The sequence below is a fragment of the Janthinobacterium sp. ROICE36 genome (assembly GCF_002869965.1).
In the GTDB taxonomy this organism is placed as follows: domain Bacteria; phylum Pseudomonadota; class Gammaproteobacteria; order Burkholderiales; family Burkholderiaceae_D; genus Janthinobacterium.
Genome location: NZ_PEBS01000178.1, coordinates 1 through 1,202 on the forward strand (window position 1 = coordinate 1; position 1,202 = coordinate 1,202).

A 1,202-nucleotide genomic window follows, 5' to 3' on the forward strand; every position below is an offset into this window, starting at 1 on the left:
ATGTACCCAAGTGACGCCGAAGGCTTCCATGGCTACCTGCGCGCTGGCGCCGGCAGCAATACCTCGGGCGACGGCGGTTCGCAAGGCTGCTTCGGTCTGGGCGGCAATACCATGAAATACCGTCTGGGCAATGAGTGCGACGCCTACACGGAATTCGGCTACACCAAGTCCGTCGCCAAGTCCGGCGGCGTGAACTACCTGGCCACCATCTGGGTCAATGCCTACGCGCCGAATTCGGATTTCGGCGACAACAAGGTGGGCATCGTCAAGGCCTATGTCGAAGCGCAGGGACTCGATTTCCTGAACGGTGGCACGGCATGGGTCGGTAAACGTTTCTACTACCGTCCTGATATCCACATGCTGGATCTGCAATACATCAACATGAACGGCACGGGCGCCGGCCTGGACCGGATTCCAGTTGGCCCGGGTAAATTCTCGTATGCCTTCTTCAAGGACAACGACATCAACAGGCTCGATGACAGCCTCGGCACGATCAGCGGCAAGCCGGGCTCCTTCCTTGGCACCCGTTCCGCCGTGCGCCAGAACTTCATCTACGGCGAGATTCCCGTGAATGAAAACGGCACCCTGGACCTGGCCGCAACCATCATCACGGCTGAAGGCAAAGACAACGACTTCTACGGCAAGAAGCACAACGGCTGGCAACTGTCGGCCTTCCACCGTCAAGGCAAGGTCTTCGGCGGCGGCAATACCTTCGGCGTGCAGTACGGCGTCGGTCCTGGCACGGGCAAGGGCGCGCAGTTCGGCGCATCGGGCGACACCGGTCTGGGTTCGGACGTGAAGCGCACGCGCATCTTTAATGACATGGCGATCCAGCCGATGGAAAACTTCGGCATGGAATTCGTCGCCCTGTGGCAAAAAGACGAGTCGAATGCCAACGGTTCCTCGACCTGGACCTCGGCCGGCGTGCGTCCCGTGTACGCGTTCACCAACAACTTCAAGCTGGTGGGCGAACTGGGCACGGATCGCGTGACGCAAGCGGGCGGCCTGCCGGCCAAGCGTTTGACCAAGCTGACCATCGCCCCGACGATCTCGGCTGGTCCTGGCCTGTGGTCGCGTCCTGAACTGCGCGCCTTTGTTACCTACGGCAAATGGAACGATGCGGCCACCGCCTCGGTCAATGCGTCGAACAACGGCGGCCCGATCTACAACAACAATACCAGCGGCACGTCGTACGGCTTCCA

The 1,202-nt window shown here is 60.7% G+C and carries 1 protein-coding gene; it reads left to right on the forward strand.

Features of this window, described 5'->3' with window-relative positions; translation table 11 throughout:
* The coding region (locus CSZ94_RS27295; RefSeq protein ID WP_102124359.1) for a maltoporin at positions 1-1,202 on the forward strand (1,202 nt) is incomplete at both ends.